The following is a 22,435-nucleotide window of genomic DNA, read 5'->3' as shown; positions in this document are numbered from 1 at the left end:
AAGGTTTTGATTCAACACATCTACTGTCTGAGAGAGTAATAATGTTGCATAGATTGCTACTGACGCTGTTCCTGCTCGTTCTGACCATGCCTGTACTAGCTCAGGAGAACGGGGAGAGCGATGACGCCGATAAGGGCCCGTATGCCGATTGGTCGGTGACCGAACCGCCGGGCGACTGGGAGACGATCACGATCGACACCGATGAAGTCACCTGGTCGGACGTGGATGTCAGCCCCGATGGCAAGACGCTCGTCTTTCACATGCTGGGCGACATCTACACGGTGCCGATCGACGGCGGCGAAGCCACGGCGCTGACCGGCGACCTGGCCTGGAACTTCCAGCCGCGCTACAGCCCGGACGGATCGAGGATCGCCTTCGTCTCGGACCGCGACGGCGCTGAGAACATCTGGACCATGGACGCCGACGGATCCGACCTCCAGCAGGTCAGCGACGAGAGCGAGCATCTGTTGCACAACCCCGCCTGGTCGCCTGACGGCGACTACATCGCCGCGCGCAAGGGCTACGTTTCACAGCGCTCGATTCCGGCCGGCTCCATCTGGATGTACCACCGGGGCGGCGGCCAGGGCGTGATGCTGGTCGACCGCCTGCACGGCGAGCAATCGCAGAAGAACATCGCCGAGCCGGAGTTCTCGACCGACGGCCGTTATGTCTACTTCAGCCAGGACATGACTTCCGGCCGCGTCTGGGAATACAACAAGGACGCCAACCAGGGCATCTTTGCCATTCGCCGCCTCGATCGCGAAACCGGGGAGACGGAGACCGTCGTCTCCGGTCCCGGCGGCGCGGTGCGGCCGGTCCTCTCGCCCGACGGCAGCCAGTTGGCCTTCGTGCGGCGCAATCCCACCGAGCTGACTTCGCGCCTGATGGTCAAGGACCTGGAGTCCGGCATCGAGCGCACGCTGTTCTCCGAGCTGGAGCGCGACATGCAGGAAACCTCCGGCGACATGGGCAATTTTCCCGGCTTTGCCTGGACGCCGGATGGGGAGTCGATCGTCGTCTGGACCGGCGGCCGTTTCCACCGCATCGGCACGGACGGCTCGCACGAGCCCATCGAAGTCCACGTCGTCGCCGAGAAGAAGATCCATCCGGCACTGCAGCGCACGGTCGAGGTTTCTCCCGACACCTTCCCGGTACGGATGGCGCGCTGGACGCAGCGCAGCCCCGACGGACGCTACGCGATCTACCAGGCGCTGGGCTACCTGTGGTTGCACGATCTCGAGCGAGACCGTCGCCGCAGGCTCACCGACCAGGACGAACACTGGGAGTTCTACCCGCGCTTTTCACCTGATTCCAGCCACGTGGTCTATACGACCTGGCACGACGAAGCGCTGGGCTCGGTGCGAATCGCGCCGGTCGGCCGCGGCCGCAGCCGGGTGATCAGCGACGAGCCGGGCCACTACATCGAACCTTCCTTCTCGCCGGACGGCGAGCGCGTCGTGTTCGTGCGTACCACCGGCGGCTACTTGACGTCACCGGCCTGGTCGGAGCGGACCGGAATCTACGTCGCCGATGCCGGTGGCGACGGCATGCGCCGCGTGCACGATTCGGGCGGCAACCCGCAGTTCTCCGCCGACGGCGAGCGGATCCTGTTTTCCCAGGGCAGCGAATCGGGCCTGGCGCTCAACAGCGTCAACCTCCAGGGTCACGATGCGCGCGAGCACCTGGCCGGCGAGTGGGTGACCGAATACCGCGTCTCTCCCGACGGCCGCTGGGTCGCTTTCACCGAGCACTACAACGCCTACGTCGCGCCCTTTTTCCCGACCGGCGGCAAGGTGACCCTCGGCGGCAGTGTCAGCGCCTTTCCGGTGCGCCAGGTTTCCGCGCGCGCCGGCGACCACCTGCACTTCACCGCACAGGGTGATGCCATCGGCTGGTCGCACGGTGCAACGCTCTACCAGCGTGAATTGACCGATGCGTTCGCCTTCCTGGAAGGCGCCCCCGAGGAGTTGCCCGAGCCGGAGACTGAGGGCATCGAGCTGGGCTTCGAGGTCGAATCGGACCGCCACGACGGCCGCATCGCCCTGGTCGGCGGCAGGATCGTGACCATGCGCAACGCCCACCAGGAGCGTGAAGTCATCGACAACGGGGTGGTGCTGGTCGACGGCCACCGCATCGAGTCGGTCGGCTCGGCCGACGAGATCGACGTGCCGGACGGCTACGAGACCATCGACGTGAGCGGCAAGACTGTCCTGCCGGGCCTGTTCGACGCCCATGCGCACGGACCGATGAGCAGCCGGCAGATCACGCCGCAGCAGAACTGGTCGCAGATCGCCAACCTGGCATTCGGCGTCACCAGCATCCACGATCCGTCCAACGACAACGCCGCCATCTTCTCGATGGCCGAGCTGCAGCGTGCCGGCAAGGTGTTGGCGCCGCGCATCTGGTCGACCGGCCGCATCCTCTACGGGGCGATTGCGCCGGGTGCAACTGCGAAGGTGAACTCCTACCAGGACGCCGAGTTTCACGTGCGTCGCCAGAAGGAGCTGGGTGCGATCTCGGTCAAGAGCTACAACTATCTCAGGCGCGACCAGCGCCAGCAGGTACTCGAGGCGGGTCGCAACCTGGATGTGATGGTCGTACCCGAGGGCGGCATGCGCCTGGAGCAGAATCTCAGCCAGATTGTCGACGGGCATACCGGCATCGAGCACAGCCTGTCGATCAAGACCGCCTACGAAGACATCCGCCAGCTGTGGAGCCAGACCGAAGTCGTGCACTCGCCGACTTTCGTCGTGGCCTACGGCGGGCTGATGGGTGAGGAGTACTTCTACGATCGCCACGAGGTATGGAAGAACGAACGTCTGCTCGATTTCGTGCCAAAGTTCATCGTCTATCCGCGTTCGATCCGACGCCAGACGGCACCCGACGGCCACTACAACCACGTTTTCGTGGCCGAACAGGCCAAGGCGTTCAACGAGCTGGGCATTCCGGTCGTCATCGGTGCTCACGGCCAGTTGGCCGGTCTGGGCGCGCACTGGGAAATGTGGGCGATGGTGCAGGGCGGTTTCTCGCCGTGGGAAGCGCTTCGCGGCGCGACGATCGACGGCGCCGAGTATTTCGGGATGGGGGACGACATCGGCTCGATCGAGGCCGGAAAGCTGGCCGACATGATCGTTGTCGACGGCGATGTCCTCGAAGACATCGAGCAGAGCCAGAACCTGGTCTACACCATGCTCAACGGTCGACTGTACGATTCGGCCAGCATGGACCAGGTCGCGCCGGAGTCAGTCGATCGAGCGGCTTTCTTCTTCGAGAAGGAGGGCGGTGATGCCTGGGTGCCCGAAACGATGGAGTACATCGACAGCCTGGGGCGGGAGCACGGCTGGACGCACCACTGAGTGACGGCCACCCCGCCGGCACCCGCCGGCGGGGTCTATCCAAGGCAGCTTAGCGGCTGCGGCGTTCCGCGCGCATTTCCCTGGCGCGCTCGATGATCTCTTCGCCGGTCATCCCGTCGAGCGTCTTGTACAGGTTGGGGAGCCCCGACCAGGCCGCCGTATCGTAAGTGGCCAGGAACCGCAGAGCGGAATCCAGGTCGCGATACTGCTCTTCAGTCGTGTCCATCGCGATCAGTTCCAGACTCTCGGCAAAGGCCTCAGGACTCGAGCCGTCCACGATCATGGTCAGGCCATAGCCTTCTTCCTGGGCCTGGCCTTCGATCCTGGGCACCTTCTTCTCCGGGTCCTGGGTATCCCGACGGGGCAGTGGCTGCGATTCCTGCTGCCGCTCGCTGCGGCGAACCACTTGGCGTTCGTTCTCGGCAGGCTGCTCTTGCGCGGCCTGCTGGGTTTCCTCGGCAGGTGCCGGTTCCTCGGAACCGCAACCGATCGCCAGGAAGGCAACGCTCAGAATGCAGATGGTCTTTTTCACTGTGTTCTCCATGGGTTTTGTCAAAAGGGAAACCTGCAAGCTGCTTAGATGGTCGCAGAATGGCTCAGTTCCGAATCGTCCACCACCTCGGCGTGCAGGTCGTACTGGTCGGCGCGGGTGACGCGTACCATCAGCGCGTCTCCCGGCCGAGGGGAGGCGGCGCCGGACACGATGACCTGGCCGTCGATTTCGGGAGCGTCTCCGTAGCTGCGGGCGATGGCGGTCGTGCCTTCGACGGAGTCCACGAGGACCGGCTCGATGCCGCCCACACGCCGCTCCAGGCGGCGGGCGCTGATGCCGGCCTGGTGCTGCATGAAGCGGTGCCAGCGTTCTTCGGCCACTTCTTCCGGCACGGCCCCGTGCAGCTCGTTGGCAGACGCGCCTTCGACCGGCGAATACTTGAAGCAGCCCACGCGGTCGAGCTGGGCTTCGTCGAGCCACTCGAGTAGTTCCTGGAAATCGGCTTCGGTCTCACCCGGAAATCCGACGATGAAGGTCGAGCGGATGACCAGGTCGGGGCATTCCGCTCGCCAGGCCCGGATTCTCTCGAGCGTGTTCTCGGCCGCGGCCGGGCGGCGCATGGCCTTGAGGACCGATCGGCTGGCGTGCTGAAAGGGGATGTCCAGGTAGGGCAGAATGCGCCCGGCGTTCATCAGGCCGATGATGTTGTCGACATGAGGGTAAGGGTAGACGTAGTGGAGCCGCACCCAGATGCCCAGTTCGCCCAGTGCGTCGCAGAGGTCGTAGAGGCGGGTTTGCCACTCGCGGTCTCGCCAGAAGTCGGTCTGGTACTTCAGGTCGACGCCGTACGCGCTGGTGTCCTGGCTGATGACCAGCAGCTCCTGCACGCCTCGCTCGGCCAGTTGCTCGGCCTCTCGCATCACCAATCCGAGGGGGCGACTGACCAGGCGGCCGCGCATCGAAGGAATGATGCAGAAACTGCACTTGTGGTTGCAACCTTCTGAAATCTTTAGATAAGCGTAATGCTGGGGCGTGAGCTTGAGCCCGCCGGGCGGAACAAGGTCGAAGCGCGGATCGTGGGGCCGGGGCAGGTGGCGATTGACCGAGCGCACGACGGCCTCTCCTTGGTGGGGGCCGGTCACGTCCAGCACCTTCGGATGGATGCGCGTGATGTCCTCGGGCTTGGCGCCCATGCAGCCGGTCACCAGGACCTTGCCGTTGGTCGACAGGGCCTCCCCGATGCTCTCGAGCGATTCCGCCTTGGCCGAGTCGATAAAGCCGCAGGTATTGACCACGACCAGGTCGGCGTCCTCGTAGCTGGGAGCGATGTCGTAGCCCTCCGAGCGGAGGCGGGAGACGATGTCCTCGGAATCGACCAGGGCCTTGGGGCATCCCAGTGATACCAGGCCCACGGAGGGCCGCTTGTCGGGGTCAGGTTGCGTCATGGGCGCGTATTCTACCGTTTACCGCGCCCATGCACGCTATCCACGACTTCACGCAGTTTCACGATGCCGTCGAGTAATCGCGGCCCGGGTCTGCCCAGCCAGGCTTCGCTGACGGCGTAGATTCGATCGTTGGCAATGGCCGGGACGCGCTTCCAGCCTTGCCGGCGCCGAACCACGTGCGGGCGGTACTTGGCTTCGTCCACGCCGCACCAGCTCATGACCACCGCCTCGGGCGCCGCTGAACGGGCCATGTCCGCGGTGACCTCCAGGCTCTCTGCATCGAGGTCGCGCCAGGGATTGATGCCGCCCGCCAGCCGCAGCATTTCGTTGACCCATGAATGACGGCCCGGAACGATCACCGGCTTGGGCCACCACTCCACCAGGATCGGCACCGGGTCACCGTCGGGTGGCCCGGCATCCATTGCGGCTTTGAAGCGAGATGCCAGCCGCTCGGCGGATGCCCGGGCATCGATCTCGCCGCCGATGCGGCGAATATCCGCCGCGACGTCGGCCAGCGTATGAGGCCGGGTCACCAGCAGCGGCAGCCCGGCCGCTTCGAGCTTCTCCAGGCATCGCTCATGTCCCGGAACCGTCAGGGAGGTGATCACCAGGTCGGGTTCGAGGGCCAGGATCCGCTCGACGTCCACATCCAGGTCCGGTCCGATGCGCGGTAGCTTTTCGACTACCTCGGCGGGATAGTCGGAGTGATCGTCCACCCCCACCAGACAGTCCGCCCGGCCCAGGGCGCAGACGATCTCGGTGTTCGAGCAGGTGTGGCTGACGATTCGCATCTTTGCACGCCTGTTCAATTCAGGAAAATCAGGAACCACGGAACTCACTGAATTCACGGAAATGCAGAATACGCACATTCCGTGTTTTCCGTGCAATCCGTGGTTCCATGGTTTGTCTCTACGCGCCTTTTGGTGCCCGCTCCCGCCAGGTGTCCGCTGCACGGTGGCCTCGGGCCTCGTCGATGGGCCAGGCGCAGGCGATGGCGGCCGCGAACAGGATCAGGCAGAAGACGATGGCCGTGGCCAGGCCCAGCCACGCCTGGAGCAGGCCCAGACCGAGGATACCGAAGATGGCGGCGAGCTTGCCGGCCGTGCCCCAGAAACCGAAGAACTCCGCGGACTTTCCGCGCGGCGTGAGTGCGCCGACCAGGGCACGCCCGGCCGACTGCGACGATCCCAGGCTCAGGCCCGAAAGCAGGCCTGCGCCGAGGAAGACGTGCTGGGCTTCCCAGTTCACGCCCAGCCACTCTCTGGCCAGTTCCGCGACGGCCGGGGTCTGCCAGATGGCCGCGATGGCCAGCAACCAGAGCGTCAGGGTGGCGAGGTAGGTGCGCCGGGCGCCGATCCGTTCCTGTGCCAGGCCGAAAAACACCGCGCCGAGCGCGGCGGTGACCTGCACGGTCACGAACATGGCCACGCGGATCGACTCGTCCCAGCCGATGACCTGTGCACCGTAGATGAAGGCGAAGCTGATGACGATGTAGATACCGGCCATCTTGAAGAAGATCGAGGCGAGCAGCCAGCGCATGTCGTGAAAATGCCGGACGTGCTCGAAGGTGCTGAGCAGGCGTCGGAATCCCGCCCGGACGGGGGTGTCGCCCGGGGCCAGCGTCCGTCGCGCTCCCCGGTCCCTGACCCAGAGGAAGGTGGGCAGCGCCGTAACGAGGAAGAACACAGCGGCGAAGGGGCCGACCCAGCGCACGCTGTCGTAGTTGGCCAGGCTGACTTCGCCGAGAAACAGCAGTGCAAAGGCCGTCGAGACCAGTCCGCCGACGTAGCCCAGCGACCAGCCCAGGCCCGATATCCACCCAAGGTCCTTGCGTGGGCCCAGGCCGGGCAGGAAGCTGGCGATAAAGCCTTCGCCGATGGCATAGGCAAAGTTGGAAACGACGATCAGCGCCATCGCGGTAAAGATCCAGCCGGGCTCGACGAACCAGAGCAGGGCGGTGGCAACGACCGTCAGGAGATAACTCGCGAACAGGAAGGCCTTGCGCCGGCGGCCGTGATCCATGATCGCACCGCAGACGGGGTTGGCCACCACGACCAATGCGTAGGAGACCGCCAGGGCGATGCTCCACAGCAGGTTGCCAAGGCGGTAGTCGGGACCGTCGCCGACGATGACCCGGGTGAACAGGTCGCCGAAAACCACCGTGATGATCAACAGCGTGTAGGCCTGGTTGGCGAAGTCGAACATCGCCCAGCCGAAGATCTCCTTCGCCGGCGCGCGTTTTCGGGTGACCACGGGTGACGGGCTCCTGCTGGGTTGGGATGAGGGTAACCGAATGAAGCCTCGAAGGGTCACAACCCCTTACAATCGGGTCATGAGCGATTTTGAACACCTCATCCGTGAACGCATTGCCGAGCTCGAGGATCTGGCCGAAGCCAGCCGGGCGGCCACGGCAACGGTCGAGCTCGACCAGACGCGCCAGGGGCGACTCAGCCGTATGGATGCGTTGCAGGGGCAGGCGATGGCCAAGGATGCCGAGCGGAGGCGCGCGGTTCAGGTAAGCCGCCTCAAGGTCGCGCTGGCCCGGCTCGAACGCGGCGAATTCGGAGAGTGTCAGGAGTGCGGGGAAATGATCGCCGACGCCCGCCTGCGCGCCGATCCCGCCACCACACGCTGCCTGGCCTGTGCCAGCGAGGCCGAACGAAGACAATGACAGTGTGGCGTGGAAGCGCCGCTTGCATGAAGGGAGACCGTTGCGATGAACGACTCGAACGAACACCGAACCGTGCTGATCACCGGGGCGGCCTCCGGCCTGGGGGCTGCCATGGCCCGACGCTTTTACCGCTCGGGATGGCGCGTGTTGATTGCCGACCGCGACGAAAAGGGGGCGCAGTCACTTTCCGGAGAACTGGGGGATCGGGCCTGTGCAGTCGAAATGGACGTCACCCGCTGGGCGGACTGGGAACGGGTCCGGGAAGAGCACGGCGCGCCCGATGTCTTGGTGAACAACGCCGGCGTGGCCGTCGGCGGCTCACTCGAGGAGACCTCCCTGGAAGACTGGCGCTGGGTCATGGATATCGACTTGATGGGCGTGGTGGCCGGCTGCAAGGCCTTCGCGCCGTCGATGCGCGAGCGTGGCAGCGGCCACATCATCAATGTTGCGTCCTTCGCCGGCCTGGCCGGCGCGCCGCAAATCAACGCCTACGGCACGGCAAAGGCCGGGGTGATCGCGATGTCGGAAATGCTCAGGATTGAACTGGCCGATGCAGGCGTCCACGTCTCCGCGCTTTGCCCGGCCTTTGTCAGGACGCGCCTGACCGAGACCATGCGGGCACCCGACAACAGCTACCACAAGCGCGTGGAGCGCTGGATGGACAACTCCGGGGTGAGCGCCGAAGACGTGTCGGAAATCGTCTTCGGGGCGGTGGAGAAGCCGCGCTTCCTGCTGCTCACGCACGGCAACACGCGCTGGCTATGGCGTCTCAAACGCTTCTTCCCGAATCTCTACCACCGGATGCTGGTGCGCGGCGTACGCAAGGCCATGCAACGCAAGCGCTGAGGCTTTGTTGTGCAGCCTTAGAGCCCGCTCTTGTCCTCCTGGCCCCAGGTCCGCGCCATAATCAGGTAGACGAAGGACGCCGACCAGGTGATCAGCATGAAGCCCACCAGCGCCTCGGTGCCGGCCAGAAAGCGAATCGGCCCGGTTGCAAAAAGGTCTCCCCAGCCCACCGTGGTGTAGGTGGTGGCCGAGAAATATACGCAGTCGAGAAAATCGAGCGATTCGTAACCTTCAATCCCGCCATAGGACGGGTCTGAGAGCAGGACGCTGTAGGCCAGGCCGAACAACCAGATTTCGGCCACGTGGGCGAGTAGCAGGGCGAACATGACCAGCAGCAGCGTGGGGCGATGGTGATGATTGCGCCCCCGGCTGGCAATCCGCCGACCGGCGCCCCAGCGATTGAGTCCGAAAATGACCTCGAAGTGCAGCACCACCGCGAGCATGACCACCAGCGCGGTGGTCAGCACGATGGTCCATTCTGCGCTGCCGAGCGAGATCACATCAGTCGATCAAGCCCAGGCGCTTGCCCACGCGCGTGAAAGCGTCGACGGCCTGCTCGAGATGTTCGCGGGTGTGTGCGGCCGAGATCTGCGTGCGGATACGGGCCTGGCCTTTCGGCACGACGGGGTAGAAGAAGCCGATCACGTAGATGCCTTCTTCCAGGAGCTCGTCGGCCATCTTCTGGGCCAGCGGCGCGTCGTGCAGCATGACCGGAACGATCGGGTGCTCGCCCGGGAGCAGCTCGAAGCCGGCCTCGGTCATGGCCTGGCGGAAGAAGCGCGTGTTTTCCGCCACGCGGTCGCGCAATTCGCTCGACTCGTGCAGCATCTCGAAAACTCGCAGGCTCGCCGCCACCAGGTGCGGTGCCAGGGAGTTCGAAAACAGGTAGGGGCGCGAGCGCTGGCGCAGCATGTCGATGACCGGCTGGCTGGCCACGGTGAAGCCGCCCATGCCGCCGCCGAGGGCCTTGCCGAGGGTGGAAGTGAAGATGTCGACCTTGTCCATCACGCCGTGATGCTCGGCCGAACCCCGGCCGGTCGGTCCGAAGAAGCCGGTGGCGTGGCAGTCGTCGACCATCACCAGGGCGTCGTATTTTTCAGCGAGGGCGGTGATCTCGTCGAGCTTGGCGACGAAGCCGTCCATCGAGAACACCCCGTCGGTGGCGATCATGCGCGTGCGCTTGTCCTGGGTCTTCTTCAGGATGTCCTCGAGCGCGTCCATGTCCGAGTTGGGGTAGCGATGGCGCTCGGCCTTGCACAGGCGGATGCCGTCGATGATCGAGGCGTGATTGAGCTGGTCGGAGATGATCGCGTCTTCCGGCCCCAGCAAGGGTTCGAACAGGCCGCCGTTGGCGTCGAAGCAGGCCGCGTAGAGGATCGCGTCATCCTTTCCGAAGTACTCGGCGATGGTCTTCTCGAGCTGCTTGTGCAGGTCCTGCGTGCCGCAGATGAAGCGCACCGATGCCAGGCCGAAACCGTGATCGTCCAGCGCAGCCTTGGCCGCGGCGATGATGTCGGGGTGGTCGGCCAGGCCCAGGTAGTTGTTGGCGCAGAAGTTCAGCACCTTGCCGCCCTCGAGCGTCTCGATCTCCACGCGCTGCGGCGTGGTGATCTGCCGCTCGCGCTTGTAAAGCCCATCGGCCTTGATTTTGGCCAGCTCGTCGCGAAGTCTTTGAAGAGTCGCTTGGTCGCTCATTGCCTGATTCCTTTTAAAACCTTTGTGTCCACAGATGAACACAGATAAACACAGATGAAAAACAAAAACGGACCGAGAGTCTGGCTGGCGATGGAGTATTGCTTGGCGCTTGGTCAATCACACAATGAACCATCCTTTTCCCTTATTTCCATTTTCCTTTTTCTTTTGGGTTTTATCTGTGTGCATCTGTGTTCATCTGTGGACTAATTTTCTTCTTGAACTATCTCCGCACTTATTCGATCTTGCCGGTCCAGTCGCAGACGATCTTGCCGCACTGGCCCGAGGCCATCAACTCGAAGCCGGTCTCGAAGTCGTCGATGGCGATCTGGTGGGTGAGTACCTTGTGCAGCGGAAAGCCGGTGAGCACCATCTGGGTGATCTTGTACCAGGTCTCGTACATGCGCCGGCCATAGATGCCGTGGACCTCGAGACCCTTGAAGATCACCTGATCCCAATCGACGCCGGCGTCCTTGGGCAGCAGGCCGAGCAGAGCGACCTTGCCGCCGTTGTACATCAGCTTGAGCAGGTCGCCGAAGGCATGCGGGTTGCCCGACATCTCCATGCCCACGTCGAAGCCGTCGATGCCCAACTCCTTGCGCACGTCCAGCAGGCTTTCGTCCTTGACGTTTACGGTTCGCGTGGCGCCCATGTCGCGGGCGAGCTGCAGGCGGTAGTCGTTGACGTCGCTGATGACGATATGCCGCGCACCGACGTGCTTGGCGATGCCGGCAGCGATGATGCCGATCGGCCCGGCGCCGGTGATGAGCACGTCCTCGCCCACGAGGTCGAACTGCAGTGCGCAGTGTGCGGCATTGCCGAAGGGGTCGAAGAACGCCGCCAGCTCCGAGGGAATCTCGTCCGGGATCGGCCACAGGTTGGTGGCGGGCACTACGACATACTCGGCGAAGCCGCCGTCGCGATTGACGCCGATGCCCTCGGTGTTGGGGCACAGATGCGGCTTGCCCGCGCGGCAGTTGCGGCATACCCCGCAGACCACATGCCCTTCGGCCGAAACCCGCTGGCCTTGCTCGTAGCCCTGAACGCTCGAGCCGAGCTCCTTGATGCGGCCGACGAACTCATGACCGAGAACCAGCGGCGGGCGGATCGTTCGCTGGGACCACTCGTCCCACTGGTAGATGTGGAGATCGGTGCCGCAAATGGAGGTCTTCTCGAGTTCGATCAGGACCTCGTTCGGCCCCGGCGTCGGCACGGGTACCTCGCGCAACTCCAGGCCGGGAGCGGCTTCGGGCTTGACCAGCGCGCGCATGGTGCTCGTCATGTGGAGACTCCGCTTGAAGTGAAGTCCGCCATTATAGTCGACCGAAGCGATGCTCCGCTCAGGCTGGCCGTCCGCCCAGCGCCTTCACGAGCGCCGGCAACCAGGTGGCCGAGGGCCCGGCGAGGTGCCAGCGGGCTAAGCGGCTGAGTTCGTTGGGTTCGGGATTGACGTCGATCATCACGGCGCCGGCCCGCACGGCGGCGACGGGGATGCTCGCAGCCGGTTGCACCGCGCCGCTGGTGCCCGCCGTGATCACGACGTCGCAAGATTCGGCTGCCGAGAACGCCTTTTCGATCACTCCGGCGTCGAGCGCCTCGCCGAACCAGACGACGTCGGGGCGAGCCAGGCCTTGCTGATGATGGGGCGACGGTGGCGGCTGGTGCTCGGAATGACGTTCCAGCCACGCCGCATCGATGGGGCGGCCGGTGCGCGAACACACATTGCGCTGGATGTTGCCGTGAAGTTCGAGTACGTCGTCCGACCCCGCCAGGGCGTGAAAGCCGTCGACGTTCTGCGTGATGGTGACGAGCTCTGCAACCCGGTGCTGCAGTTGGGCCAGGGCATGGTGCCCCGGGTTCGGTCGCGCGCGGGCGATGAGTTCGCGCCGCCACTGGTACCAGGCCCAGACCGTGGCGGGATCGCGATCGAATGCCGCGGGCGAGGCCAACTCCATCGGGTCGTAGCGGGCCCACAGACCGGTGTGCGCCTCGCGGAAGGTGGGGATGCCGGATTCGGCGGAGACGCCCGCGCCGGTCAGAACCACCACCTTCGAGGCATCGGACAGGCAGGCCAGAAGTTCCTCGGGTATGCTCTCGGTATCGTGGCAGGTTTTCCGGCCCATAGGTGCTCCAGCGGATTGGGCATCATTCTTGCACATCAGTCCCCGGCATTCGGAATTCGGGGTTTAAGCCCATGACCCAATGGCTTGCTCAAATCGGTATCGGAGTGGTCGCCGGGCTGGCGATCGGCTTGTTTGTGGGGCGGTCGATTCCAGGGGCATTGCCGCGGGCTTCTGATCGCTCCGAACGCTGGCAGCGCGAGGAACGCGAGCGGCATTCCCGAGACGCCATTCTGAGCGCCCTGGCGCACGCGGCGCGCATCCTGTTCGGTGCCGAGGGCAACGACCAGGTCATGCCAAAGGCCCTGCAGGTGCTCGGTGAGGCGGTGGGCGCTGACCGGGTGTACGTGTTTGAGAACCATCGCGATCCGGAGACCGGCGAACTCCTCGCCAGCCAGCGCTACGAATGGTGTCGGCCCGGCATTCGCGCGCTGATCGACGAACCCGGCATGCAGGGTATGTCCTACGATCGATTGATCCCCAACTGGCGCGACCGATTCCTGGCCCGCGAACCGGTCGTCGGGCTGGTCGAGGAGATGCCGCCGCTGGAGCGCGAGTTGCTTGAGCCCCAGGAGGTATTGTCTATCCTGATCGTTCCTGTCTTCCTCGACGGCGAGTTCTGGGGTCTGATCGGTTTCGACGACTGCTCGAGCCGCAGGCACTGGGAGCAGGCGGAAATCAATGCGCTGCGGATCGCCGCCGGCACGATCGGCGGTGCCATCCGCAGCATGCGTGCCGACGAGGAGCTTCGCCACCTGGTGAGTACCGACTCGCTTACGGGGCTGAGCTCGCGTCGCGCGTTTCTGGAGCGCGGGCGGGCGATGTTCGAAGAAGCGAGCCGCGGCAGCAATGGGCTCGCGCTGATGATCATGGACCTTGACCAGTTCAAGGCTGTCAACGATCAATACGGTCATCCGGCCGGGGACGAAGCCCTGGTGGCCTTCGCCCGGATCTGTCGGGGCGTGTTGCGGGACGACGATCTGATCGGCCGAACAGGCGGCGAGGAATTCGGGGTGCTGTTGCCGGACACCGGGTCGGAACAAGCCGGCCGCCTGGCCGAAAAGCTTCGCGAGGCGGTTGATTCGACTCCAGTCCAGACCAGTGCCGGGGACCTGACCCTGAGCGTCAGTATCGGCGCGGCCGTGTCCACGCCCGGCATGCAGGCCCTCAACGAGCTGTTCAAGCGCGCCGACGATGCCCTCTATGCCGCCAAGCGGGGAGGGCGGAATCGGATCGAGGTCGCCGATCAGCCGGAATGAGGCGACGTCCGCACGCCCTTTGCTCCGATACCGTGCTTGCGCAGGATGCCGCGCAACTGGTCGTAGCTCAGCCCCAGTCTTTCGGCCGCCTTGCCCTGATGTCCCCCGGCGGCCGCCAGCGCGGCCTCGGTGAGGCGCTTTTCCTGCGCATCGAGCCAGGCGCGCAGATCGATCGGCTCGACGGTGGGATCCGGCATTCCCTCTGCATCGCTCGAAGGACGCACGGGGCGCCAGGGCGAAGCGAAGGGGTCGAATTCGATCGTGTCGACTGGGGTGTCCGCCTCGGGAAGTCGATAGACCGCCCGCTCGACGACGTTCTTGAGTTCGCGCACGTTGCCGGGCCAGGGGTGGGCCAGCATGGCATCCACGACGGCCGGGGCGAATCCGGCGAAAAGCTCGCGTCCGAGTTCCCGGGTCATGCGCATCGCGAAATGCTCGGCCAGCGGCAGGATGTCCTCGCGTCGTTCGCGCAAGGGGGGCAGCGTGATGACGTCGAAGGCCAGGCGATCGAGCAGGTCCGCGCGGAACCGGCCTTGGGCGGCCAGATCGGGCAGGTCGACGTTGCTGGCACCGACCAGCCGCACATCGATCTCCAGAGTTCTCGTGGACCCCAGTCGTTCGAACTGGCCGTACTCGATCACGCGCAGGATCTTCTCCTGCACGGCAAGCGAGGTGCTGGCGAGTTCGTCGAGAAAAAGCGTGCCGCCGTCGGCACGCTCGAAGCGACCGGCGCGCTGCCTGGCGGCATCGGTGAAGGCGCCGGCCTCGTGGCCGAAGAGCTCGGACTCGAGAAGCGATTCGCTGATGGCTGCGCAGTTGACCTTGACCAGCGGCTGATCCCATCGCGGCGAGAGAAAGTGGAGGCGCTCGGCGACCACCTCCTTGCCCGTGCCGCGCTCGCCCACGATCAGCACCGGCCGATTGAGCTCGGCCGCGCGCGAGACTTCCTCGAGCACGCCCAGGAAGGCCTGTGACTCACCGATGATGGGTTGCTCGACGCGGTTCATGGTCTGGCTTGAATTGGATGCTGTGCCCTGAGCGTATCTTACCGGCAGCAATCGGCGTTTGGGGGGGGCGAAGGTTTCAGGTTATGGGTTTCAGGTTTCAGGTTTCAGGTTTCAGGTTTCAGGTTTCAGGTTTCAGAGTTCGGGGTTCGGGGGCAGTCCACAGCTGCTACGGTGTGGTGGGCGGCTTTGCCGCGATTGCTTTGTGCTAGAAGAAGAGCCGGCCCTCAAGTCGGGCAAGGGAGTGTCGCGGCAAAGCCGCCCCGCAATGAATTCGGTTGCCGCCTGAAACCTGAAACCTGAATACTGAAACCTCCCACGCGGACGCTACGCCGTACAATCCCCCAATGGCCAAGGCGAAAACGACCTACACCTGCCGCGAATGCGGCGCGAGCTTTCCCAAGTGGTCCGGACAGTGCCCGGACTGCCAGGCGTGGAATTCCATGGAAGAAGGCGTCGCCGAATCGGCGGCGGCCGGCAAGGGACCCAAGGGGCGCGGCAACTGGTCCGGGACGGCATCGGCGACGGTCAGCAACCTGGCCGAAGTGCGCGCCGAGGCGGCTTCCGACCGACTGCCCTCGGGGCTGAGCGAGCTCGACCGCGTGCTCGGCGGCGGCCTGGTGCCGGGCTCGGTGGTGCTGCTTGGCGGTGACCCCGGCATCGGCAAGTCCACGCTGTTGCTGCAGGCCCAGGACGCCCTGGCGGCCGGTCACGGCAGCCTGTACGTGACGGGCGAGGAGTCCGCGGCGCAGGTCGCCATGCGGGCACGCCGGCTGGGGCTGGATCCCGGGCGCCTGGACTGCCTGACCGAAACCAGCCTGGAAGTCATCCTGGCCACGGCGGCCGAGCGCCGGCCGGCCTTCATGGTGGTCGACTCCATCCAGACGCTCTGGACCGAAGCGCTGCAGTCCGCGCCGGGCGCGGTGGCCCAGGTGCGCGAATGCGCGGCCCGGCTGGTGCAGTTCGCCAAGCAGACCGGTTGCGCCGTGGTCCTGGTCGGCCACGTCACCAAGGAGGGCGCCCTGGCGGGCCCGCGCGTGCTCGAGCACATGGTCGATGCCGTGCTCTACTTCGAGTCGGATTCCGGCAGCCGCTATCGACTGGTCCGCGCCGTGAAGAATCGCTTCGGCGCGGCCAACGAACTGGGCGTGTTCGCCATGACCGACAAGGGGCTCAAGGCCGTGGCCAACCCTTCGGCGATCTTTCTCTCCGGCCAGGAAGAGCCTGCAGCGGGCAGCTGCGTGCTGGTCACGCGCGAAGGCACGCGTCCGATGATGGTCGAAGTCCAGGCTCTGGTGGCGCCGTCGAACCTGTCCAATCCCCGCCGTGTGGCCGTGGGCGTCGATCCCAACCGGCTGGCCATGCTGCTGGCGGTGATGAACCGCCACGCCGGCATCGTCGTCGGCGACCAGGACGTGTTCGTCAACGTGGCCGGCGGCATGCGGATCTCCGAGACCGCCAGCGACCTGGCCATCGCGCTGGCGCTGAAATCCTCGCTGCGCGAGAAGCCCCTGCCCAAGGGGCTGGTGGCGTTCGGGGAGGTCGGCCTGGCCGGCGAGCTCAGGCCGGTCTACAACGGGGAGGAGCGTCTGCGAGAGGCGGCAGGCCAGGGCTTTGACCAGGCGCTGGTGCCCGACGCCAACCTCAAGGGCGTGAAGGCCCGTATCACGGCCCGGGGCTGCCGAACGCTCGCGCAGGCCCTGGACGCGATCTGAAAGCGCGCGATCCCTTACACTATTCAGATCGAATTCAGGCTTGGCGTGACAATCTGCCAGCGTCGAGATTCCAGCCAGGAGAAGGCACCATGCACCGATTCATTTCCATGACCGCCGTCGCCAGCGTGATGATGCTGGCCGCCTGCGTGACGATCAACGTCTATTTCCCGGAAGCGGCCGCCGAGCGCGCCGCCGACCGGTTCATCAGGGACGTGCTGGGCGAGGATGTGCCTGCCGCGCCCTCCGGCGAGCCGCAGGCGGCGCGCAGCTCCTGGTGGCATGCGCTGTCCCCGGTGGGAACGGCGCATGCCCAGAGCCCGGACATCGACATCAACACCCCGCAGATTCAGGCGATCAAGGAGCGCATGGCGCAGCGTCAGCGCGAGCACCTGGCCGCCTGGTTCGACGCCGGGGCCATCGGCTTCGCCCGCGACGGCCTGGTCGAGATTCGCGACCGTTCGGCGGTCAGCCTGGCCGAGCGGCGCAATCTAGAGCGCGTGGTCAACGAGGAGAACGCCGACCGCAATGCGGTCTATCGCGAGATCGCGATCGCCAACGGCCACCCCGAGTGGGAAGACGACATCCGCGAGACCTTCGCCCGGCAGTGGATCGCCAATGCCCGTTCGGGCTGGTATTACCAGCAAGCCGACGGCGGCTGGACGCAGAAATAGTGTTTTGGTGCTTTGGTGTTTTAGTGTTTTGGTGAGCGCAGGCGCCTTCGCCTCCTGTCCAATCCCGTAAGCACGGCCAGCCCGAGCAACCAAAAAACCAAAAAACGAAAGAACCAATCCTCATGGGTAGAAGACGTCGTCGGTTGCCGACCGAACCGATCACGATCGAAATCAGCGACCTCTCGCACGACGGGCGGGGCGTGGGACGGCACGGCGACAAGGCCGTTTTCGTGCACGGCGCGTTGCCCGGTGAGACCGTCTCGGCGAAGCTGATCGGGCGCAATCGCCGCTTCGACGAGGCGCTCTGCGAGGAAGTCATCGAGCCCTCGCCCCAGCGCGTCGATCCGGCTTGCCCCTGGTTCGATCGCTGCGGGGGTTGTGCGCTGCAGCACCTCGATCATGCCGCGCAGGTCGAATGGAAGCACAAGCGCCTGGTCGACAACCTGGAGCGGATCGGCGAAGTCCGACCGGAATCCTGGTGGACGCCCATTTCGGCCGAACCCTGGCACTACCGGCGCCGCAGCCGGCTGAGTGCGCGCCTGGTGAAGGGCAAGGGGCGCGTACTGGTGGGTTTCAGGGAGCCGCAGGGGCGCTTCGTCGCCGATGTCGGCGACTGCCGCGTCCTGCACCCGGATTTCAGCGATCGCCTGCAGAGCCTGTCCGAATTACTCGGGCAGCTTTCGGTCGACGACGCGGTGCCGCAGATCGAGACCGCCAGCGGCGACGATGCTTCGGCCATCGTCATTCGTCACCTGCGTGAACTCACGGCCGAAGACGTGATGTCGCTCAAGCGCTGGTCCGAAGAAAACGGCATCGCCGTCTACCTGCAGCCGAAGGGGCCGGACACGGTGCACCGGCTCTGGCCCGAGGAACACCAGTTGACGTATCGCCTGGATGATTTCGGACTGGAACTGGCTTTCCACCCGCAGCATTTCATCCAGGTCAATGGGGCCATCAATCGCGCCCTGGTCGCCCGCGCGATGGAATTGCTCGACCCCGGTCCGGACGATCGTGTGCTGGACCTTTTCTGCGGACTGGGCAATTTCACGCTGCCCCTGGCCACGCGCGCCGGTCATGTCACCGGTGTCGAAGGCGCGGCCGAACTCATCGAAGCCGCCGAGGCCAACGCGCGGCGCAACGGCCTGGACAACGTGACGCTCGAGGTCGCCGACCTCACCGAGGACGTCTCGCAGCGGCCCTGGTACCGGGCGGGTTTCGACGGGGTGCTCATCGACCCGCCGCGCAGCGGTGCACTGGAAATCCTGCCGATGATCGCAGGCTCCGGGGCCAAACGCGTCGTTTATGTGTCGTGCAACCCCGGCACTTTGGCGAGGGACGCCGGTGAACTGGTCTCGAACCACGGCTTCCGGCTGGTCGGGGCCGGGATTGCGGACATGTTCCCGCACACCGCGCACGTGGAATCCATCGCCCTGTTCGAGCGCGCATGAGCCTGCAGCAGCCCCTGGGCCCCCTCATCGTCGGCATCGACGGAACGTCGCTGGACGACTCGAGCGCGGACCTGCTCTGCCATCCGGCCGTCGGCGGCGTGATCCTGTTTACCCGGAATTACGAATCGCCGCGGCAGCTCCGCGAGCTCAGCGACGAGATTCGCGGGTTGCGCACGCCGCGATTGCTTCTGGCGGTGGACCAGGAAGGCGGTCGGGTGCAGCGCTTCCGCGAGGGGTTCACGCCCTTGCCGCCCCTTGGATTGCTGGGGCGATGGTATGCCTCGCATCCCGATCGGGCCCGGGACCTGGCCTATCGCCATGGCCGCGTCATGGCCGCGGAAGTGCTGGGCCACGGCGTCGACCTGAGCTTCGCCCCGGTTCTCGACCTCGACCGTGGCAGCCGGGTCATCGCTGATCGGGGCATGAGTGCCGACCCGAAGGCAGTGGCCGACCTGGGCGCCCACTACATCGCCGGCATGAAGGACGCCGGCATGCGTTGTTGCGGCAAGCACTTTCCCGGACACGGTTCGGTCGAAGCCGACTCGCACGACGAGGTCGTCGTCGACTGTCGCGATCTCGAGGCGCTCGAAGACGACCTCGTGCCGTTCGCGGAGCTTGCTCGCCGGCTCGACAGCGTTATGATGGCGCACGTTTGCTATCCAGCCCGTGATCCGGAACCCGCCGGCTATTCGCGCGCCTGGGTGGTCGATACCCTGAGGCAGCGGCTGGGGTTCGACGGCGTGGTGATCTCCGATGATCTGGACATGGCGGGCGCCGGGCCGGCCGGCTCGCTTTCCGAGCGTGTTTCGAGATCGCTGGATGCCGGCTGCGATGCCGTGCTGGTGTGCCGGCCCGAATCGGCGCGCTCCCTGCTCGCTCAAGAGCGGGCCTGGCGCCTGCCGTCGGCCGGAACACTCGAAGGCCTGTACGGCCGCGCGATGGCCGCTCTGGAGGAACAACTGCTGGTGCCCGAGTTTCGCGCCTGGCGCGATTCCTTGCGGGCCCTGACCTGACAAGAGGACCGACATGCAGGAACTGATCGAATCGCTGGACGGCTTCGCTGGAATTCCCGCCTGGGCGTTCAAGGCTTTCGCGGTGATTCTCGGCGCGCTGCTGCTCGAGCTGATCTATCGCATCTTCATCAGTCGCCTGGATCGCCTGGCCGGCAAGAGCGGCCACATGTGGGACGACGCGGTGGTCTACGCGGGCAAGCGCCCGGTGTCGCTGCTGATCTGGTGGCAGGGCGTGATTATCGCCGCCCGCATCATCGCGCCCAATACCGACATGTTTGCCTTCGACCCGACATGGCTCGATATGGGTCAGCAGCTGGGTCTGGTCGTGGCCGCAACCTGGTTCTTCTTCCGCCTGACTTCCGGTTTCGAAAAGGCCTTCGTGGAAGAGCGTCGCAAGCGCGACCAGCATGTCGACATCACCACGGTGACCGTGCTGGGTCGTATCGTGCGCATTGCCTTCGTGCTCACCGGCGTGCTCACCGGTCTGAGCATCCTCGAGATTCCGATCTCCGGCTTTCTGGCCGCCGGCGGTGTCGGTGGTATCGCTGTCGGCCTGGCTGCGCGCGACCTGCTTGCCAATTTCTTCGGCGGTTTCACCGTATTCATGGACCGACCGTTCTCGGTCGGTGACTGGGTCCGTTCGCCCGACCGCGAGATCGAGGGCGTGGTCGAGAAGATCGATTGGCGCATTACCACCATCCGCAAGTTCGACAAGCGCCCCATGTACGTGCCCAATGCGACTTTCACCACGGTCACGCTGGAAAACCCCTCGCGCATGAGCCACCGGCGAATCGCCGAGCACATCGGTGTGCGCTACGACGACTTCGGCGTGCTGCGCAAGGTCGTCGAGGATATCCGCCATTACGTGATGAATCACGATGCGCTCGATACCACCCAGACCACCATGGTGCACTTCGATCGCTTCGGGGCGAGTTCTCTCGACATCATGATCTACTGCTTTACCAAGACGGTGGTCTGGACCGAATACCACGAGGTGCGCGAGGACGTGCTGATGGGTGTGGGAGAGATCATCGAATCGCACGGTGCAGAAATCGCCTTCCCGACGCGCACGCTCAAGGTCGACATGGCCGAGGAGTTGGCCGACGAGGTTCGCGAAAGCATCCTGACCGATCGGCGCTCGCGCGGCGGCCGCGACGACGGCGGGGATCATTCGGGCGAGGAGACTTCGTCCTCCGGTCCGGCGGACCGGAGCGGCAAGGTAGGCAAGCGGGTGAAGACGGACGAAGGACGGGACACGCGTGAGCCCCGTGGAGGCGATGTCGGTGGAGACAGTGAAGACGATGCCTGATTCGATGACGGACAACCCGCACTGGCCTCAGGGCGCCGAGTGCCTGTTCTCGGCGGAAGAGGTGGGTGACGCGCTCGACGCCCAGGCCGAGCGCCTGGGCCGCATCGCGGGCCGCGACGAGGTGCTCTCGATCGTTGCCTTGATGAAGGGCGGCATGTACCCGGCCATCGAGTTGGCCCGCCGCCTGGACAACGCCCTGCGACTGGACTACGTCCACGCCACCCGCTACCGGGAGGCCACCAGCGGCGGTGAGATTCACTGGGCGCACTGGCCTGAGGATTTTTCCCCGGGTGACCATGTCGTTCTGGTCGACGACATCTTCGACGAAGGCTACACCATGGCCGCCGTCGCCGACCGATTGCGGCAGCAGGGCGTTCACCGGGTCACGACCGTTGTCCTCGTACGCAAGCATCATGATCGCGGCCTTGATCGAGACTGGGTGGACGATCATGCGCTCGAGGTGCCGGATCGCTACGTATTCGGCTGCGGCATGGACTATCAGGGGCTGTGGCGCCAGCTCGACGGCATCTGGGCCTTGCCGCGATGAGCCTGGCGATCATCGGTGGCACCGGGGCGCTCGACCTGTTCGACGTGCGCGAGGAAAGGCGGGTGGATACGCCCTATGGTCGTCCTTCCGCGGCGCTGGCTGGCATCCGCGTCGGCGGCCTGGACGGCTGGTTTCTTGCCCGCCACGGCCGGCCTCACCGCTTGCCCCCGCACCGGGTCAACTACCGCGCCAACATCGATGCCTTGCATCGCGTCGGCGTCGAGCGCATCATCGCCATCAACGCCGTGGGCAGCATGGACTCGAATGCGGGTCCCGGCGCCCTGGTCGTCCCCGACCAGCTCATCGACTACACCTGGGGACGCGCTCACAGCTTCAGCGACGACGACATCAGCCCCCTCAGGCACATCGAGTTCGCCGAACCCTTTGCCGGACCCACCCGTGCGGCCCTGCTGGCCGCCGCCGAGCGCGCCGGAGTGTCCTGTGCCGACGGCGGCTGCGTGGCCGTCACCCAGGGTCCCCGTCTCGAAACGGCGGCCGAAGTGCGCCGAATGGCGCGCGACGGCGCCAGCCTGGTGGGCATGACCACCATGCCGGAAGCGTCGCTCGCGCGCGAAGCCGGCATGGACTACGCCAGCCTCTGTGTGGTGGCCAACGCCGCCGCCGGCCTGGACGAGGAGCCCATTTCCGAAGAGGCGATCCACGAGGTGCTTGCCGGCGCGATGGGTCGGGTGCGCTCGATTCTGGCGGCCTTCGAGCGCCCGAAAGAAGGCTGATCGCCGGCCGCCGCTGGGTTGCCGCGGCCAAACTGTGATCGGTTTCTCCCTGATTCTTCTTGGGTTTCTGGCCGCGCCGTCTTATCCTTTAAGCATTGCCGAACCAGCCAGC

General features: G+C 65.4%; 20 protein-coding genes. 11 read left to right on the top strand and 9 right to left on the bottom strand.

Translation table 11 applies throughout. From position 1 onward, the window contains the following. The first annotated feature begins 41 nt into the window (after nucleotides 1-41). Nucleotides 42-3,356 carry an amidohydrolase family protein gene (locus tag DZC52_RS01050; protein WP_116649265.1) on the top strand — a complete coding sequence of 1,105 codons (3,315 nt, stop codon included), beginning with the start codon at nucleotides 42-44 and terminating at the stop codon, nucleotides 3,354-3,356. Between the two features lie 49 nt (nucleotides 3,357-3,405). Here the strand turns inward: DZC52_RS01050 and DZC52_RS01045 are convergent, their stop codons facing one another. The 4 genes from DZC52_RS01045 to DZC52_RS01030 all read right to left on the bottom strand — a co-directional run bounded on the left by DZC52_RS01045 (nucleotide 3,406) and on the right by DZC52_RS01030 (nucleotide 7,499). After that, entirely contained in the window at nucleotides 3,406-3,888 is a 483-nt protein-coding gene (locus DZC52_RS01045) for a hypothetical protein (protein WP_147307568.1), read from the bottom strand. A gap of 44 nt (nucleotides 3,889-3,932) precedes the next feature. Continuing rightward, entirely contained in the window at nucleotides 3,933-5,294 is a 1,362-nt protein-coding gene (rimO, locus tag DZC52_RS01040) for a 30S ribosomal protein S12 methylthiotransferase RimO (RefSeq protein ID WP_116649263.1), read from the bottom strand. An 11-nt stretch (nucleotides 5,295-5,305) separates the two neighbouring features. Next, nucleotides 5,306-6,085: a cobalamin-binding protein gene (locus tag DZC52_RS01035; RefSeq protein WP_116649262.1), complete on the bottom strand. Its 780-nt coding sequence runs from the start codon at nucleotides 6,083-6,085 to the stop codon at nucleotides 5,306-5,308. Between the two features lie 118 nt (nucleotides 6,086-6,203). Beyond that, nucleotides 6,204-7,499, bottom strand: a complete 1,296-nt coding sequence (locus DZC52_RS01030; RefSeq protein WP_116649275.1) for an MFS transporter — start codon at nucleotides 7,497-7,499, stop codon at nucleotides 6,204-6,206. 127 nt (nucleotides 7,500-7,626) lie between these two features. Here DZC52_RS01030 and DZC52_RS01025 point away from each other — a divergent pair, with 127 nt between their 5' ends. Then, on the top strand, nucleotides 7,627-7,965 hold the full coding sequence (locus DZC52_RS01025; protein ID WP_116649261.1) for a TraR/DksA family transcriptional regulator: 339 nt from the start codon (nucleotides 7,627-7,629) through the stop codon (nucleotides 7,963-7,965). Nucleotides 7,966-8,010: 45 nt separating this feature from the next. Further along, a complete protein-coding gene (locus tag DZC52_RS01020; protein WP_116649260.1) occupies nucleotides 8,011-8,811 on the top strand; it encodes an SDR family NAD(P)-dependent oxidoreductase in 801 nt (266 codons plus the stop codon). Between the two features lie 17 nt (nucleotides 8,812-8,828). On the opposite strand, the gene DZC52_RS01015 is transcribed toward DZC52_RS01020, so the two are convergent. The 4 genes from DZC52_RS01015 to DZC52_RS01000 all read right to left on the bottom strand — a co-directional run bounded on the left by DZC52_RS01015 (nucleotide 8,829) and on the right by DZC52_RS01000 (nucleotide 12,626). After that, nucleotides 8,829-9,311, bottom strand: coding sequence for a potassium channel family protein (locus DZC52_RS01015; protein ID WP_220338234.1), 483 nt, complete (start codon nucleotides 9,309-9,311; stop codon nucleotides 8,829-8,831). Nucleotide 9,312: 1 nt separating this feature from the next. After that, nucleotides 9,313-10,506 carry a glycine C-acetyltransferase gene (gene kbl / locus DZC52_RS01010; RefSeq protein WP_116649259.1) on the bottom strand — a complete coding sequence of 398 codons (1,194 nt, stop codon included), beginning with the start codon at nucleotides 10,504-10,506 and terminating at the stop codon, nucleotides 9,313-9,315. A gap of 232 nt (nucleotides 10,507-10,738) precedes the next feature. Then, a complete protein-coding gene (gene tdh / locus DZC52_RS01005; RefSeq protein ID WP_181918704.1) occupies nucleotides 10,739-11,785 on the bottom strand; it encodes an L-threonine 3-dehydrogenase in 1,047 nt (348 codons plus the stop codon). Nucleotides 11,786-11,843: 58 nt separating this feature from the next. Next, nucleotides 11,844-12,626, bottom strand: coding sequence for an SIR2 family NAD-dependent protein deacylase (locus DZC52_RS01000; RefSeq protein ID WP_116649258.1), 783 nt, complete (start codon nucleotides 12,624-12,626; stop codon nucleotides 11,844-11,846). 71 nt (nucleotides 12,627-12,697) lie between these two features. Here DZC52_RS01000 and DZC52_RS00995 point away from each other — a divergent pair, with 71 nt between their 5' ends. Then, nucleotides 12,698-13,882, top strand: a complete 1,185-nt coding sequence (locus tag DZC52_RS00995) for a GGDEF domain-containing protein (protein WP_116649257.1) — start codon at nucleotides 12,698-12,700, stop codon at nucleotides 13,880-13,882. Here the strand turns inward: DZC52_RS00995 and pspF are convergent. Continuing rightward, entirely contained in the window at nucleotides 13,870-14,889 is a 1,020-nt protein-coding gene (gene pspF, locus DZC52_RS00990; RefSeq protein WP_116649256.1) for a phage shock protein operon transcriptional activator, read from the bottom strand. The genes DZC52_RS00995 and pspF overlap by 13 nt on opposite strands. 344 nt (nucleotides 14,890-15,233) lie before the next feature. Here pspF and radA point away from each other — a divergent pair, with 344 nt between their 5' ends. From radA to DZC52_RS00955, 7 genes are all read left to right on the top strand, one after another. Then, nucleotides 15,234-16,601, top strand: a complete 1,368-nt coding sequence (gene radA / locus DZC52_RS00985) for a DNA repair protein RadA (protein WP_116649255.1) — start codon at nucleotides 15,234-15,236, stop codon at nucleotides 16,599-16,601. Nucleotides 16,602-16,690: 89 nt separating this feature from the next. Next, the gene (locus DZC52_RS00980) at nucleotides 16,691-17,272 is read left to right on the top strand and encodes a YdbL family probable chaperone protein (protein WP_116649254.1); all 582 of its coding nucleotides are present in this window, start codon (nucleotides 16,691-16,693) and stop codon (nucleotides 17,270-17,272) included. A gap of 122 nt (nucleotides 17,273-17,394) precedes the next feature. After that, complete coding sequence (rlmD, locus tag DZC52_RS00975; RefSeq protein WP_116649253.1) at nucleotides 17,395-18,720, top strand: 23S rRNA (uracil(1939)-C(5))-methyltransferase RlmD; 1,326 nt, start codon at nucleotides 17,395-17,397, stop codon at nucleotides 18,718-18,720. After that, complete coding sequence (gene nagZ, locus DZC52_RS00970) at nucleotides 18,717-19,733, top strand: beta-N-acetylhexosaminidase (protein ID WP_220338233.1); 1,017 nt, start codon at nucleotides 18,717-18,719, stop codon at nucleotides 19,731-19,733. The genes rlmD and nagZ overlap by 4 nt, the downstream gene beginning before the upstream one ends. Nucleotides 19,734-19,746: 13 nt before the next feature. Continuing rightward, nucleotides 19,747-21,042: a mechanosensitive ion channel family protein gene (locus tag DZC52_RS00965; RefSeq protein WP_116649252.1), complete on the top strand. Its 1,296-nt coding sequence runs from the start codon at nucleotides 19,747-19,749 to the stop codon at nucleotides 21,040-21,042. Then, nucleotides 21,035-21,589, top strand: a complete 555-nt coding sequence (locus tag DZC52_RS00960) for a phosphoribosyltransferase family protein (RefSeq protein ID WP_181918703.1) — start codon at nucleotides 21,035-21,037, stop codon at nucleotides 21,587-21,589. The genes DZC52_RS00965 and DZC52_RS00960 overlap by 8 nt, the downstream gene beginning before the upstream one ends. Continuing rightward, nucleotides 21,586-22,323, top strand: coding sequence for an S-methyl-5'-thioinosine phosphorylase (locus DZC52_RS00955; protein ID WP_116649250.1), 738 nt, complete (start codon nucleotides 21,586-21,588; stop codon nucleotides 22,321-22,323). Before DZC52_RS00960 ends, DZC52_RS00955 begins: the two co-directional genes overlap by 4 nt. The last annotated feature ends 112 nt before the right edge of the window (nucleotides 22,324-22,435 follow it).

It is taken from the genome of Wenzhouxiangella sediminis (assembly GCF_003410055.1).
Taxonomy (GTDB): Bacteria; Pseudomonadota; Gammaproteobacteria; order Xanthomonadales; family Wenzhouxiangellaceae; genus Wenzhouxiangella; species Wenzhouxiangella sediminis.
Note: the sequence above shows the minus strand (reverse complement) of the source record. Positions and strands in the feature narration are given on the sequence as shown.

Bases quoted from the DNA above. Each gene is read 5' to 3' on its own strand.
- DZC52_RS01035 (WP_116649262.1), bottom strand. From the start codon at position 6,085: ATGCGAATCGTCAGCCACACCTGCTCGAACACCGAGATCGTCTGCGCC.
- DZC52_RS01000 (WP_116649258.1), bottom strand. From the start codon at position 12,626: ATGGGCCGGAAAACCTGCCACGATACCGAGAGCATACCCGAGGAACTT.
- rlmD (WP_116649253.1), top strand. From the start codon at position 17,395: ATGGGTAGAAGACGTCGTCGGTTGCCGACCGAACCGATCACGATCGAA.
- kbl (WP_116649259.1), bottom strand. From the start codon at position 10,506: ATGAGCGACCAAGCGACTCTTCAAAGACTTCGCGACGAGCTGGCCAAA.
- radA (WP_116649255.1), top strand. From the start codon at position 15,234: ATGGCCAAGGCGAAAACGACCTACACCTGCCGCGAATGCGGCGCGAGC.
- DZC52_RS00995 (WP_116649257.1), top strand. From the start codon at position 12,698: ATGACCCAATGGCTTGCTCAAATCGGTATCGGAGTGGTCGCCGGGCTG.
- DZC52_RS00980 (WP_116649254.1), top strand. From the start codon at position 16,691: ATGCACCGATTCATTTCCATGACCGCCGTCGCCAGCGTGATGATGCTG.
- nagZ (WP_220338233.1), top strand. From the start codon at position 18,717: ATGAGCCTGCAGCAGCCCCTGGGCCCCCTCATCGTCGGCATCGACGGA.
- DZC52_RS00955 (WP_116649250.1), top strand. From the start codon at position 21,586: ATGAGCCTGGCGATCATCGGTGGCACCGGGGCGCTCGACCTGTTCGAC.
- DZC52_RS01050 (WP_116649265.1), top strand. From the start codon at position 42: ATGTTGCATAGATTGCTACTGACGCTGTTCCTGCTCGTTCTGACCATG.
- DZC52_RS01020 (WP_116649260.1), top strand. From the start codon at position 8,011: ATGAACGACTCGAACGAACACCGAACCGTGCTGATCACCGGGGCGGCC.
- DZC52_RS01025 (WP_116649261.1), top strand. From the start codon at position 7,627: ATGAGCGATTTTGAACACCTCATCCGTGAACGCATTGCCGAGCTCGAG.
- tdh (WP_181918704.1), bottom strand. From the start codon at position 11,785: ATGACGAGCACCATGCGCGCGCTGGTCAAGCCCGAAGCCGCTCCCGGC.
- pspF (WP_116649256.1), bottom strand. From the start codon at position 14,889: ATGAACCGCGTCGAGCAACCCATCATCGGTGAGTCACAGGCCTTCCTG.
- DZC52_RS00965 (WP_116649252.1), top strand. From the start codon at position 19,747: ATGCAGGAACTGATCGAATCGCTGGACGGCTTCGCTGGAATTCCCGCC.
- DZC52_RS01030 (WP_116649275.1), bottom strand. From the start codon at position 7,499: ATGTTCGACTTCGCCAACCAGGCCTACACGCTGTTGATCATCACGGTG.
- DZC52_RS00960 (WP_181918703.1), top strand. From the start codon at position 21,035: ATGCCTGATTCGATGACGGACAACCCGCACTGGCCTCAGGGCGCCGAG.
- rimO (WP_116649263.1), bottom strand. From the start codon at position 5,294: ATGACGCAACCTGACCCCGACAAGCGGCCCTCCGTGGGCCTGGTATCA.